Source organism: Nocardia sp. NPDC003693 (assembly GCF_053981095.1).
This window is the reverse complement of sequence record NZ_JBSFNO010000012.1, coordinates 1-12,302: the sequence shown is the minus strand read 5'-3', so window position 1 is coordinate 12,302 and position 12,302 is coordinate 1. Positions and strand designations below refer to the sequence as shown.

Below are 12,302 nucleotides of genomic sequence, written 5' to 3'. Positions count from 1 at the left end.
CGTCGGGTGACCGAAACGAGCGAGCTCACCGGAGTCACCGTCGTGATTCCGTGCCGGGACGAAGCAGGCGCACTCCCCGGCGTACTTTCCGCAATCCCGCAGGGCTACCACGTCATCGTGGTCGACAACGGCTCCACCGACGCCACCGCGGCCGTCGCCAGACTGGCGGGCGCGCGGGTGGTCACCGAATCGGTGCCGGGCTACGGCAGCGCGGTGCAGGCCGGACTGGCCGCCGCCGGAACCTCCGTCGTCGCGGTGCTGGACGGTGACGGTTCGCTCGATCCGCGCGAATTGCCCGCCCTGGTAGCCGAACTCACCCCCGAGGTCGACATGGTCGTCGGCCGCCGCCGCCCGGTCGGCGCGGCCGCCTGGCCCTGGCACGCGCGCCTCGGCAACGTGCTGGTCAGTGCCCGCCTGCGTCGTCGCTACGGTCTCGCCGTGCACGACATCGCCGCGATGCGGGTCGCGCATCGCTCGCGTCTGCTGGCGCTGGGCCCGATGCACCCCCGCTCGGGCTATCCCCTCGAACTCCTGGTCACCGCCGCCCGCGCGGGCTGGCGTCTCACCGAACGCGATGTCACCTACCGTCCCCGCACCCACGGCGCCTCCAAGGTCTCCGGATCCTGGCGCGGCACCGTTCACGCCATTCGCGACTTCTGGAGCGTCCGATGACTCGATTCGATTCTCTCGCAACGGTTCTGGTGGTGGCCAAGTCGCCCATCGCGGGCTTCGCCAAGACCAGGCTCACGCCGCCCCTGCTGCCCCGCGACGCGGCCCGCCTGGCCGCCGCCGCGCTGCTGGACACCCTGGCGGCCGTGCGCGCCTGCGGGGCGCGGCATCGGGTGGTGGCGTGGACGGGGGACCCGGCGGCAGCCGAGGAGTCCGAGACCATCGCCGCGGCGCTGGCGGACTTCACCGTTGTTCCCCAGCGCGGCACCACGTTCGGCGAGCGCCTGGCCAACGCGCACACCGATGCCGCACGGCTCGGCGCGCCGGTTTTCCAGATCGGGATGGATACCCCGCAGATCGACGCCGACCTGCTCGATCGATGTCTGTCCCGGCTCGTCGCCACCGGCGACTCCGTGCTCGGCCCCGCCGTCGACGGCGGGTGGTGGGCACTGGGTCTGAGCGACCCGCAGGCGGCCCGCGCGCTGGTGGACGTCCCGATGTCCACCCCGCGGACCGGCGAGTACACGCGTGACGCGCTGCGCGGCAACGGGTTTCAGGTCCACGACCTCCCGGCACTCACCGACGTCGATCACTACGCCGACGCCCTCGCCGTCGCGGCAGAATGCCGCGGCCGCTTCGGCACGACCCTGGCCCGGCTCGCCCCGGCTCCTTCCCGCTACACCGTGCCGCACATCGAAACCGACGCCCAGACCGAATCCGACGGCGCGGCGGCCGTTTTCCCGGCGGCGGCGCGGTGACGTCGGACCGGCCCGAAGACCCCGGCTCCGCGGACCGCCCGCCGCCGGCGAGTCACCCGGATCTACTGTTGCCCGCGCCGCTGGCCACCGCAATGTCACCGGCGCGCGGGCCCGGGCTCGCGGCGCGGGTCGGGATCGCGCTCGGCGTGGCGCTGGGCGTGTGTTTCGCGACCGGCCTGATCAGTCACTGGATTCAGCACCCGCCCGGCTGGTTCGGCTGGCCGGCGCATCCGGTGTGGCTCTACCGGGTGACGCAGGGCGCACACGTGATTTCGGGTGTCGTCGCGATACCGCTGGTGCTGGTGAAGCTCTGGGCGGTGTACCCGCGGCTGTTCGCGCGGCCGCTCATCGGCAATCCGCTCCGCCTGCTCGAACGCGGTTCGATCGCGGTGCTGGTGGGAGCGGTGCTGTTCCAATTGGTGACGGGACTGTTCAATACGGCGCAGTTCTACCCGTGGGCGTTCTTCTTCACCACCACGCACTACGCGATGGCCTACGTCGCGGCCGGAGCGCTGCTGGTCCACCTCGCGGTCAAACTACCCGTGGTGCGCGCCGCCCTCGCCCGGCCGGAGAGCGCGGCGGGCGCGGATTCGGGCGGCGAGCTCGGTGACCGGTCCTCGGCTCCGGCATCCGTATCACGGGAGTCGGCCGCCGGCGCGCCGAAAACACCGGCCGGACAACCCATCACGCGCCGTGCGCTGCTGACCGCCGCGGGCATCGGAGCCGCGGTCGCCGGTCTCTCGGTCGCCGGGCAGACCGTCCCGTTCCTGGAATGGCTCGCGATCCTGTCCCCGCGCAGCGGGGAGGGACCGCAGGGCGTCCCGGTCAATCGCACGGCGGCGGCCGCGGGCGTGCTGGATCGAGCCCAGTCCGCCGACTACCGGCTGATCGTCGACATCGGGGGCAGCCGAAGGGAATTCACCCGCGCCGACCTGGCCGCCCTGCCGCAGGTCACCGCCGAACTACCGATCGCCTGCGTCGAGGGCTGGAGCGCCTCGGCGCGCTGGACCGGCGTTCGATTACGCGAACTGCTCGCTGCCGTCGGCCCGTACCCCGACCGCGACGTCCGCTTCGAATCCCTGGAATCCGGGGGCATCTACCGCACCTCGGTCCTGCCCGCCCGGCACGTTCGCGCAGCGGACACGCTCGTCGCACTCCGCCTCAACGGGGACGACCTGGTCCTCGATCACGGATATCCCTGCCGCCTCATCGCCCCCAATCGGCCCGGTGTCCTGCAGACGAAATGGCTCTCGCGCATCGAGGTGGTCGCATGAAACTCCTACGCGCACTGCTGCTTCTGCTCGGCGCGGCGCTGGCCTGGAACGGCATCGCCCTGCTGTTGGAGAGCAATCCCGCCGACCTGAAGTCCATCGCGCTGTGGTTCGCGGCCGGAATCCTGCTGCACGACGCGGTTTTCGCCCCGGTGTGTGCGGCCCTGGGGCTCACGGCCCGCCGGCTGCTGCCCGCCTCGACCTGGGCCCCGCTCGCCTGCGGCGCACTGTGCACCGTCACCCTGGCGCTCATCGCGGCGCCGGTCCTGGGCCGAGCGGGCGCCATCCCCGACAACCCGACCATCCTCGACCGCGCCTACCCCGCCGGCCTCGCTCTCGCACTGGCCGGCATCTGGCTCGCGGTGCTGCTCGCCCTGCGCGGGGCCGCGCCGCGGCGGCGATCGAACCGCTGAACCGCCGCGAGCGGATGCGCGTCAGTCCCGGGCCGGCAGCGCGCACCCGTCCGGACCGCAGACCTCGCCGTCCGCGCTGGTGACCGTCTGCAGCACCGGTTCGTGATCGCTCCAGGCCTCCCGCAGCGCCTGCGCGAACACCTCGGCCGGCTGCGCGCCGGACACCCCGTACTTGCGATCGAGAACGAAGAACGGCACGCCGCGCGCGCCCAGCCGGGCGGCCTCGGCCTCGTCCGCGCGCACCGCCTCGGCGTAGGCGTCCGGGTCCGCGAGGACCCCGCGCACGGCGGCCTCGTCGAAACCCGCGCCGGTCGCGACCTGCACCAGGCGCTCGGTGTCACCGAACAGCGGCCGCTCGTCGGCGAAGTTCGCCGCGTACAGCGCGTCGATCATGGCGTCCTGACGACCCTGTTCCAGGGCGAAGTGCAGCAGCCGGTGCATGTCGAAGCTGTTGCCGAAATCGCGGCCCTCGATGCGATAGGTCAGGCCCATCGCCTCTGCCTGCGCGCCGATCCCGCGCTCGTTGGCCGCGGCCTGCGCCTCGCTGATGCCGTACTTCTCGGCGATGTGCGGCACCACGGCGTCGCTGTGATCGTGCGGCAGGGTCGGGTCCAGCTCGAAGGACCGATGCACCACCTCGACCGCGTCGCGATGCTCGAACTCCCCGAGCGCCTCCTCGAACCGCGCCTTGCCCAGGTAGCAGAACGGGCAGTTGATATCGGTCCAGATCTCGACCTGTACAGCCATCACACCTCTTCCGAACGAAGTAATCGCAGGCCGGAGCCCCGGCCGCCGACAATTCCAACCGGCGGGACCCGGCGAAGATTCCACGGTGACCCGGCTCACACCGCCGGGTTGTCACGTTCGGCGCGGCTCGTCTGTCTCCTGTCCGAACCCACCGAACGAGACACGGAGCCGACCATGAACGCCACCACCGCAACCCACGAGATCGTCGTCCTCGGCGCCGGCTACACCGGCATGCTGGCCGCGATCCGGGTGGCCCGCCGCACCCGCAAACTCGACACCCGGGTCACGCTGGTGAACCCGTCGGACCGCTTCACCGAACGGCTGCGCATGCACCAGATCGCCGCCGGGCAGGAACTCACCGACCACCGGATCCCGGAGATCCTCGACGGCTCGCCGGTGATCTTCCACCGGGCCGCCGCCGTCGCCATCGACACCGCGGCCCGCACGGTCGCCCTCGACGACGCCGCCGTCCTGCGCTACGACACCCTCGTCTACGCGCTCGGCAGTGCCACCGATACCTCGCGCGTCCCCGGCGTCGCCGAACACGCCTGGACCCTGAACGATCCGCGCCTGGCGCGCCGGTTCTCCGAGCGGCTCACCGAGATCGCCGCCGTGCGCGGGCGGGTCACCGTCTGCGGCGGCGGGCTCACCGGCATCGAAGCCGCCGCCGAGATCGCCGAGGCGCACCCGGACCTGACCGTCACCCTGGTCAGCGCGGCCGAGCCCGGTTCGATGATGGGTGAGCGGGCGCGGGCGCACCTGAACCGCGCGCTGGACCGGCTCGGCGTCGAGCGGCTCGTCGGCGTGAAGGTCGTCAAGGTCCTGCCCGCGGCCGTCGGCCTGGACACCGGGGAGACCCTGGATTCGGATCTGACGCTGTGGACCACCGGCGTGCGCGTGTCCCCGCTGGCCGCCCAGGCCGGAATCGCCACCGACGCACGGGGTCTCATCGTCACCGACGCCACCCTGCGCTCGGTCTCGCACCCGGAGATCCGCGCGATCGGCGACGCCGCGGCGGTCACCATGGCGTGGGGGCCCATCCACGGCACCTGCCAGTCCGGCCTGCCGACCGCCGCGTACGCCGCCGACGCCATCGCCCGGGAACTGCGCGGAAAGTCGGTGCGGCCCTTCCGTTTCGGCTACGTGCACCAGCCGGTGAGCCTGGGCCGCAAGGACGCGGTGGTGCAGTTCACCAACGCCGACGACACCCCGAAGCGCTGGTACCTGCGGGGCGGCGCGGCCGTGTTCTACAAGGAGAGCGTCTCGAGCAGCCCCGTGCCGGCGTTCAAGCGCAGTAAGAAGATGACCGCCCAGGTGCAGCTGTCCAAGGGCGGCCGCGCCACCCGAAAGACCGCGTGAGGCCCGCCTCGCGGCCGGATGCCGACACGGCATCCGGCCGTCATTCGACACCGCAACCCCGGACCGGTAGGTATGTTTCTCATGCAGGACCGCACCAGCGCTGAATCGGCCACGTCCCGGCACACGCCGTCGCAGGGCCGCGACCCGGTGATCGATCCCTTCGTCGAACACCGCAGGCTGCTCTTCGGCACCGCCTATCAGATGCTCGGCACCGTCACCGACGCCGAGGACATCCTGCAGGACGCCTGGCTCAAATGGCATGGCGTCGACCAGGATTCGATCGAATATCCCAAGTCCTACCTGGTTCGCACGGTCACCAATCTCGCGCTGAACCGCCTCACCTCCGCCCGGGCCACCCGCGAGACCTACGTCGGACCGTGGCTGCCCGAACCCCTGCTCACCCCGAGCGCCGACGCCGCCGAGGAGACGGAATTGGCCGAGACCGTCTCGACCGCCATGCTGGTCGTCCTGGAAACCCTGACCCCCGTCGAACGCGCGGTCTTCGTGCTGCGCGAGGTCTTCGGCTATTCGCACGCCGAGATCGCCGGATTCCTGGACCGCCCCGAGGCGACCGTGCGCCAGATCTCGCACCGCGCCCGCTCGCACGTGCAGTCCCGCCGCCCGCGGTTCGACGCCGACGACGCCGCCCGCAAGGAGGTCACCGAGAAGTTCATGGCCGCCTGCCAGGGCGGGGACCTCAACTCCCTGATGGAACTGCTCGCCCCCGACATCACGCTGTGGAACGACGGCGGCGGCAAGGTCACCGCCGCGCGCCGCCCGCTGCACGGCCCCGACCACGTGGCCCGCTGGATGCTCGGCGTCATGGCCAAACCGGTGAGCGCGGGCATCCGCCTCGAATCCGCCGTCATCAACGGCGAACTCGGCATCCTCGGCAAGATCGGCGACTACACCCTGGGCGCGCTGACCTTCGACCTGGTCGACGGTCGCATCGAACACCTGCGCTTCCAGGTCAACCCGGACAAGCTGGGCCGCCTGAATCAGCCGGGGGAGAATCCGGCCTGAGCACGCACGACCGGCCGCTCGCGCGATCACGCGGGCCTATCCGCGCCGACTCGCGAACCGCCGCATTCCGGCATCCGCGACAATGCTCGGGTGAGTGCGCAAGAGTTGGCCGCCGAACCGCTCGTCGCGGCCCGCCGTCTGCTCGGGGCCACGATGTACTCCGGCAATGTCGCCATGCGCATCGTGGAAGTCGAGGCGTACGGCGGTGACCCGGCCGGACCCTGGCCCGATCCGGCCGCGCACTCCGGGCGCGGCCGCACCGCCCGCAACGCCGCCATGTTCGGACCGCCGGGGGTGCTCTACGTCTACCTCAGCTACGGCATGCACACCTGCGTGAACGTCACCACCGGCCCGGACGGTGTGGCGAGCGCGGCGCTGGTGCGCGCGGGGGAGATCATCGCCGGCCACGACGAGGTGCGCGCCCGCCGTCCGGCCGCGCGCACCGACGCCGACCTGGCCCGCGGACCGGGCAATGTGGGCAGCGCCCTCGGAATCACCCTGCCGGACTACGGAACCCGGCTCTTCGACCCGAAAGCGCCCATCCGCCTGGAACTCTCGCCACCGATCACCGACGGCGCGGCGATCGCGACGGGTCCGCGCGTCGGGGTGAGCCTGGCCGCCGACCGGCCGTGGCGCCTGTGGCTGCCAGGCTCCCCGGCGGTTTCGGCGTACCGGCGCAGTCCCCGCGCACCCCGCATCGACGAATCCGCCTAGGTTGTAGGCATGTTCGACCAGATGACGGACACCGCCCGCAAGGCCATCCGTGTCGCCCAGGAGGAAGCGCGGGCGCTCGAGCATTCCGTGCTGGGTCCCGCGCACCTGCTGCTGAGTCTGTATCGCCTGCGTCCCAATCCGGCGACGGCCCTGCTCGAAGCGCAGGACATCGATGCCGAGGCGGTCGCGGTGCGCCTGCTGCGCACCATCGGCAACACCGGCGGCAGCGGCGGCGAGCCGGTGGCCCTGCCCGGCACGCTGTCCGCCGGAACCAAACAGGTTCTCGAACTCACGGTGCACGAGGCGTTCTCGCTGGGCGACAACCATATCGGCGCAGAGCACCTGCTGCTCGGACTGATTCGCGAGGGCGAGGATCCGGCGGCTCGGACCCTCGCGTGGTTCGGCGCCGATGCCGCCCGGATGCGCTCCGATCTGCGACGCCGGCCGGAGATCCGGCGGGCGGGGACCGACCCGGAGTAGCGGGAAACAACGCGCGTTGCCGCTGTCGCGGTCCCGCCGATCCTGGAACGTAACCTCCCGCGCGGTCTACCGTGGAATGGATGCAGCACTCCACGAGGGGGTTCCATGTTCAGCCGATTCTCCGAGCGCGCCCGCCGAATCGTCATCCTGTCGCAGGAGGAGGCCATGCTCCTGCGACACGACTACATCGGCACCGAGCACCTGCTGCTCGGGCTGCTGCACGAGGGTGAGGGCCGGGCAGCCCACGTTCTCGGCCTGCTCGGGGTCGATCTGAAGATCGTGCGGGACCGGGTCGAGGAACTGCGCGGGCTCGGGGCCGAACACCCCGCCGGTCACGTGCCCTTCACCGCGCGGGCCAAACGGGTCCTCGAACTCTCGCTCATCGAGGCGAAAGGGCTGGGCGACAAGGAGATCGGTAGCGAGCACCTGCTCCTGGGCCTGGTCGGGGAGAGCGCGGGCACCGCCGCGACGGTCCTGACCGCGCTCGGCGTGGACGCCCCCACCGTGCGCGCCCGGGTGCGCGAGCTGCACGGCCGCCCGCTCGAACCCCTCGAGCGGGAGACCATCGCCGCACCGCGCGCCCCCGGCCACCGCGAGCTGGAACAGCGCGTGATCGCTCTCGAACGGCGGGTCAGCGAGCTCGAGCGTCAGGTGCGCCCACCCGGTCCGGCCGACGCCACCGGTTGACGACCTCGTCCCCGTAAACCTGGGTGAACAACTCCCACAGCGCCCGCGCCGACACCTCGGTCCCGGACGTGTCGGTGAGCCGCTGCACGTGCCGGGCGAAGTCGATCTGCAGTTCGCGCGGCAGGCACAACCCGTACTCGGACTCGAGCAGATACGCGATCCCGCCCTTGCCGGACTGCGAGTTCACCCGGATCACCGCGTCGTAGGTGCGGCCGACATCCGCCGGATCGATCGGCAGATACGGTACCGCCCAATCGATCTCGCGTTCATCGCGCCCGCTGCGCGCCGCGCGGTCCCGATGCTCGGCGAACCCCTTCTTGATGGCGTCCTGATGCGTGCCCGAGAACGCTGTGTACACCAGATCGCCCGCGTACGGATGCCGCTCGGGCACCGCGATGCCGGTGCAGTACTCCACCGTGCGCTTCACCCGGTCGATATCGGAGAAGTCGATCATCGGATTCACGCCCTGCGCGTGCAGATTCAGTGCGAGGGTGGCCAGATCGACGTTGCCGGTGCGTTCTCCGTTGCCGAACACGCAGCCCTCCACCCGCTGCGCCCCGGCCAGCACCGCCAGTTCCGCGCAGGCCACGCCGGTGCCGCGATCGTTGTGCGGGTGCACCGACAGGATCACGCTGTCCCGGCGCGCCAGATTCCGGTGCATGTACTCGATCTGGTCGGCGTAGACGTTCGGCGTCGCCACCTCCACCGTCGCGGGCAGATTCAGCACCACCGGCCGCTGCGGGGTGGCGTCCCACAGCGTCGTCATGCGATCGCAGACATCCAGGACGAAGTCGGGCTCGGTGAGCATGAAGACCTCGGGGGAGAACTGGAACCGCACGTTGGGCATGTCACCCGCCAGCCGCAGGATGTCCGCGCCGCCGGCCACGATGAGCTCGGCGACCTCCTCGCGGGTGGAGCCGAGCACCACCTCGCGCCAGACCGGCGCGGTCGCGGTGTACATGTGGATGACGACGTCATTGGTGATGCCGCGCACCGATTCCACGGTGCGTTCGATGAGATCGCGGCGCGCGGGGGTGAACACGACGATGGACACGTCCTCCGGCGCCAGGTTCTCGGCGCCGATCAGCCGGACGAAGTCGAAGTCGGCCTGCGACGCGCTGGGGTACCCGACCTCGATCTCCTTGTAGCCCATGCCGACCAGGAGTTCGAAGAACTCGCGCTTGCGCGCGGGGTCCATGGGTTCGGGCAGCGCCTGATTGCCGTCGCGCAGATCCACCGGCACCCACAGCGGGGCGGTGGTCACGGTGTTCGCGGGCCAACGCCGATCGGTCAGGGGCACCGAAACACGGTGGTGCACATCGCGATACCGGTGCGATGGCATGGCCGAGGGCTGCTGTCGATTCCAGCGGGAAGAAGTAGTCATGGGTGTGCCGCGCGCTTTCGCGTCGAAGAGGGACCGGCACGCCACAGCACCCGCGAGCGGGGTGCCGGTCGATCAGACCCCGCTGCGGCAGCGAAGGAGAAGCAGCACACCCTGTTCCATGTGCCCTAGACTAGAGGGTGATAACTCCTCAGACAAGTAGAGAAGTGGAGCAGCTGTGGCGCAGGTACAGCGACACCCGCTCGCCACCCAGGCCGCCGAGGTCCTGCTGGCACGGATTCGCGCGGGGGAGTGGGAGCTCGGGCACAAGCTGCCCGGGGAAACCACGCTGGCCCCGCAGCTGGGCGTCGGGCGCTCCACGCTGCGCGAGGCCATCCGCGAACTCTCCGGCCGCGGCGTACTCGAAAGCCGCCAGGGCGCAGGCGTTTTCGTCACCTCCCTGGATCCGGCCGAGGACTGGGACACGGTGCTGCGGCGCGCGGACATCGTGATGGTCATCGAGGCCCGCATCGCCATCGAGGCGGAGGCCGCCGCCCTGGCCGCGACCCGCCGCACCCCCGCCGACCTGCGTTCCATGCTCCGCGCCCTGGGCGCCCGCACCGAGGCGACCACCACCGAGGCCCTGGTCGACGCCGACACCGCCTTCCATCGCACGGTCATCGCCGCCGCCCACAACGACGTGCTGCTGGAGATGTTCAACGCCTTCGTCCCGCGCTCCCGCCGCGCCATGATCGACATGCTCACCCTGAAACCCATGGCCGATCCCGGCGCGGACCACCACGCCCACGAACACCTCTACGACGCCATCCGCGCCCGCGACGCCGACGCCGCGGCCACGTCCAGCCGCGTCCACCTCACCGCATTGAAGGCCGCTTTCGAGACTTAGGCTCCGTGTCGAAGTGAGTGGAGGTGACGCCGTCAGCCGCGTCCGCGGGCCGTCGCGATATCCGCGCGAACGGACTCGGCCGGCACTCCTCGACCGGCGCCGCGGTCGAATAATGCCTCGATTCCGCGGGCGCCGCCGCGCACAATCGGCGTCGGATCTCGTGCGGTTCGGGCCGCGACCGGGCGATGCGCCGCACGGGTCCGGCCCGCCGCCGACCTGTCCGTCGGCGAGCTACCGACGTGCGGAAAGATGAGCAGGGTGACCGGCGACATCATTGATGAACTCTCCTGGCGCGGCTTGATCGCGCAGTCCACCGACCTGGACGCCCTGCGGGCGGACCTGGCGAAGGGACCGCTCACCCTCTATGCCGGCTTCGACCCCACCGCGGCCAGCCTGCACGCCGGGCACCTGGTCCCGCTGCTGGCGCTCAAGCGTTTCCAGCGCGCCGGGCACCGCCCGGTCGTCCTGGCCGGCGGCGCCACCGGTCTCATCGGCGACCCGCGCGACGTGGGCGAACGCAGCATGAACTCCACCGACACCGTGGCCGAGTGGGCCGGGCGCATTCGCTCGCAGCTCGAGCGGTTCGTCGACATCGACGATTCCCCCACGGGCGCGATCATCGCGAACAACATGGACTGGACCGGGCCGCTGAGCACGGTGAACTTCCTGCGCGACATCGGCAAGCACTTCTCGATCAACGTCATGCTCGCCCGGGACACGGTCAAGCGCCGGCTCGAGAGCGACGGCATGTCCTACACCGAGTTCAGCTACATGCTGTTGCAGGCCAACGACTACCTGGAACTGCGCCGCAAGCACGCCTGCCGACTGCAGGTCGGCGGCTCGGACCAGTGGGGCAACATCATCGCCGGCGTCGAGCTGAACCGCCGCGTCGACGGCGAGCACGTGCACGCGCTCACCGTTCCCCTGGTGACCTCGGCCGACGGCAAGAAGTTCGGCAAGTCCACCGGCGGCGGCAGCCTCTGGCTCGATCCGGAGATGACCAGCCCGTACGCCTGGTACCAGTACTTCGTGAACACCGCGGACGCCGACGTGGTCCGCTACCTGCGCTGGTTCACCTTCCTCTCGCGGGAGGAGTTGGACGAGCTGGAGCAGGCGACCATCGAACGCCCGCACGCCCGCGAGGCCCAGCGTCGCCTGGCCGCGGAGATGACGACGCTGGTGCACGGGGAGGAGAACACCCGCTCGGTGCAGCTGGCCAGCCAGGCGCTGTTCGGTCGCGGTGAGCTCGCCGACCTGAACGAGCCGACCCTGGCCGCGGCACTCACCGAGGCCGCGGTCGACGGCAAGGTCGCCGAATCCACTTCGGCGTCAACGATTGTCGATCTCCTGGTGGCGACCGGTCTGTCCGAGAGCCGCGGCGCGGCCCGGCGCGCGGTCAACGAGGGCGGCGCCGCGGTGAACAACCAGAAGGTGTCCGACCTGGAGTGGACCCCGTCCGACGCGGACTACCTGCACGGACGCTGGCTGGTGCTGCGCCGGGGCAAGAAGAACTTCGCCGGCGTCCGCCGAGCCGATTGATCTTCAGAACCCGAATTTCCATGACCTGGGTCACAATTGGGTGGCCCGGGTCGGGAAATGCCCCTGGACGCGGTCCCGCGACCAGCGCTGATGGGTTCGTGACCAGGCGATTTGACGTTCCGTTTCCCGGCACGTAACTTATTCCAGGTCAGAGCGACACGGACACCGACCGGGTGCCGAACGCCCAGCTCAGAGGCTGGAAACGCGGATCCGGAAACGAGGTAGGACGAGGAGCGCCTGGCGAACAGGCAAGACGATCTGGAACCCCGAGTTTGACTCCGTGGGAGACAGGCGTTAGGCTGGAAAAGTTGCCTCAGAGACTATCCGGGACATTGAGCCCGCGAAGTTCTGTGTGCGCCTGTTCTTTGAGAACTCAATAGTGTGTCGATGAATGTCAGTGCCAATAATTTATTG

12 protein-coding genes and 1 pseudogene are annotated in these 12,302 nt (G+C 70.5%); 11 read left to right on the top strand and 2 right to left on the bottom strand.

Going from position 1 to position 12,302, the window contains the following annotated elements; genetic code table 11:
- Positions 1 to 6: 6 nt before the first annotated feature.
- The 4 genes from ACWDOP_RS15515 (at position 7) to ACWDOP_RS15500 (ending at position 3,111) form a co-directional block, all read left to right on the top strand.
- Entirely contained in the window at positions 7 to 672 is a 666-nt protein-coding gene (locus tag ACWDOP_RS15515) for a glycosyltransferase family 2 protein (protein WP_454203889.1), read from the top strand.
- The gene (locus ACWDOP_RS15510) at positions 669 to 1,427 is read left to right on the top strand and encodes a TIGR04282 family arsenosugar biosynthesis glycosyltransferase (RefSeq protein ID WP_456345618.1); all 759 of its coding nucleotides are present in this window, start codon (positions 669 to 671) and stop codon (positions 1,425 to 1,427) included. Before ACWDOP_RS15515 ends, ACWDOP_RS15510 begins: the two co-directional genes overlap by 4 nt.
- Positions 1,428 to 1,519: 92 nt before the next feature.
- Positions 1,520 to 2,701 carry a molybdopterin-dependent oxidoreductase gene (locus ACWDOP_RS15505; protein ID WP_456345740.1) on the top strand — a complete coding sequence of 394 codons (1,182 nt, stop codon included), beginning with the start codon at positions 1,520 to 1,522 and terminating at the stop codon, positions 2,699 to 2,701.
- Positions 2,698 to 3,111 carry a hypothetical protein gene (locus ACWDOP_RS15500; RefSeq protein WP_456345617.1) on the top strand — a complete coding sequence of 138 codons (414 nt, stop codon included), beginning with the start codon at positions 2,698 to 2,700 and terminating at the stop codon, positions 3,109 to 3,111. Before ACWDOP_RS15505 ends, ACWDOP_RS15500 begins: the two co-directional genes overlap by 4 nt.
- A 21-nt stretch (positions 3,112 to 3,132) precedes the next feature.
- On the opposite strand, the gene ACWDOP_RS15495 is transcribed toward ACWDOP_RS15500, so the two are convergent.
- A complete protein-coding gene (locus ACWDOP_RS15495; protein WP_456345616.1) occupies positions 3,133 to 3,858 on the bottom strand; it encodes a DsbA family oxidoreductase in 726 nt (241 codons plus the stop codon).
- A gap of 174 nt (positions 3,859 to 4,032) precedes the next feature.
- Here ACWDOP_RS15495 and ACWDOP_RS15490 point away from each other — a divergent pair, with 174 nt between their 5' ends.
- From ACWDOP_RS15490 to ACWDOP_RS15470, 5 genes are all read left to right on the top strand, one after another.
- Complete coding sequence (locus ACWDOP_RS15490) at positions 4,033 to 5,217, top strand: NAD(P)/FAD-dependent oxidoreductase (RefSeq protein ID WP_456345615.1); 1,185 nt, start codon at positions 4,033 to 4,035, stop codon at positions 5,215 to 5,217.
- Positions 5,218 to 5,298: 81 nt separating this feature from the next.
- Complete coding sequence (locus tag ACWDOP_RS15485) at positions 5,299 to 6,240, top strand: RNA polymerase sigma-70 factor (protein ID WP_456345614.1); 942 nt, start codon at positions 5,299 to 5,301, stop codon at positions 6,238 to 6,240.
- A gap of 90 nt (positions 6,241 to 6,330) precedes the next feature.
- Positions 6,331 to 6,954 carry a DNA-3-methyladenine glycosylase gene (locus tag ACWDOP_RS15480; protein WP_456345613.1) on the top strand — a complete coding sequence of 208 codons (624 nt, stop codon included), beginning with the start codon at positions 6,331 to 6,333 and terminating at the stop codon, positions 6,952 to 6,954.
- 9 nt (positions 6,955 to 6,963) lie between these two features.
- On the top strand, positions 6,964 to 7,434 hold the full coding sequence (locus tag ACWDOP_RS15475) for a Clp protease N-terminal domain-containing protein (protein WP_456345612.1): 471 nt from the start codon (positions 6,964 to 6,966) through the stop codon (positions 7,432 to 7,434).
- Positions 7,435 to 7,539: 105 nt separating this feature from the next.
- Positions 7,540 to 8,121 carry a Clp protease N-terminal domain-containing protein gene (locus ACWDOP_RS15470; protein ID WP_456345611.1) on the top strand — a complete coding sequence of 194 codons (582 nt, stop codon included), beginning with the start codon at positions 7,540 to 7,542 and terminating at the stop codon, positions 8,119 to 8,121.
- On the opposite strand, the pseudogene ACWDOP_RS15465 reads toward ACWDOP_RS15470, so the two are convergent.
- A pseudogene (locus tag ACWDOP_RS15465) lies at positions 8,099 to 9,463 on the bottom strand (2-isopropylmalate synthase); the annotation flags it as partial. The gene ACWDOP_RS15470 and the pseudogene ACWDOP_RS15465 sit on opposite strands and share 23 nt — an antisense overlap.
- A gap of 217 nt (positions 9,464 to 9,680) precedes the next feature.
- Between ACWDOP_RS15465 and ACWDOP_RS15460 the strand changes: the two are divergent.
- Positions 9,681 to 10,349, top strand: coding sequence for a FadR/GntR family transcriptional regulator (locus ACWDOP_RS15460; RefSeq protein WP_454203898.1), 669 nt, complete (start codon positions 9,681 to 9,683; stop codon positions 10,347 to 10,349).
- A gap of 258 nt (positions 10,350 to 10,607) precedes the next feature.
- Positions 10,608 to 11,888: a tyrosine--tRNA ligase gene (gene tyrS, locus ACWDOP_RS15455; RefSeq protein WP_454203918.1), complete on the top strand. Its 1,281-nt coding sequence runs from the start codon at positions 10,608 to 10,610 to the stop codon at positions 11,886 to 11,888.
- Positions 11,889 to 12,302: the final 414 nt, after the last annotated feature.

Excerpts from the sequence above, each read along its gene's own strand:
- ACWDOP_RS15510 (WP_456345618.1), top strand. The coding sequence starts at position 669 with ATGACTCGATTCGATTCTCTCGCAACGGTTCTGGTGGTGGCCAAGTCG.
- ACWDOP_RS15505 (WP_456345740.1), top strand. The coding sequence starts at position 1,520 with ATGTCACCGGCGCGCGGGCCCGGGCTCGCGGCGCGGGTCGGGATCGCG.
- ACWDOP_RS15500 (WP_456345617.1), top strand. The coding sequence starts at position 2,698 with ATGAAACTCCTACGCGCACTGCTGCTTCTGCTCGGCGCGGCGCTGGCC.
- ACWDOP_RS15495 (WP_456345616.1), bottom strand. The coding sequence starts at position 3,858 with ATGGCTGTACAGGTCGAGATCTGGACCGATATCAACTGCCCGTTCTGC.
- ACWDOP_RS15490 (WP_456345615.1), top strand. The coding sequence starts at position 4,033 with ATGAACGCCACCACCGCAACCCACGAGATCGTCGTCCTCGGCGCCGGC.
- ACWDOP_RS15485 (WP_456345614.1), top strand. The coding sequence starts at position 5,299 with ATGCAGGACCGCACCAGCGCTGAATCGGCCACGTCCCGGCACACGCCG.
- ACWDOP_RS15475 (WP_456345612.1), top strand. The coding sequence starts at position 6,964 with ATGTTCGACCAGATGACGGACACCGCCCGCAAGGCCATCCGTGTCGCC.
- ACWDOP_RS15470 (WP_456345611.1), top strand. The coding sequence starts at position 7,540 with ATGTTCAGCCGATTCTCCGAGCGCGCCCGCCGAATCGTCATCCTGTCG.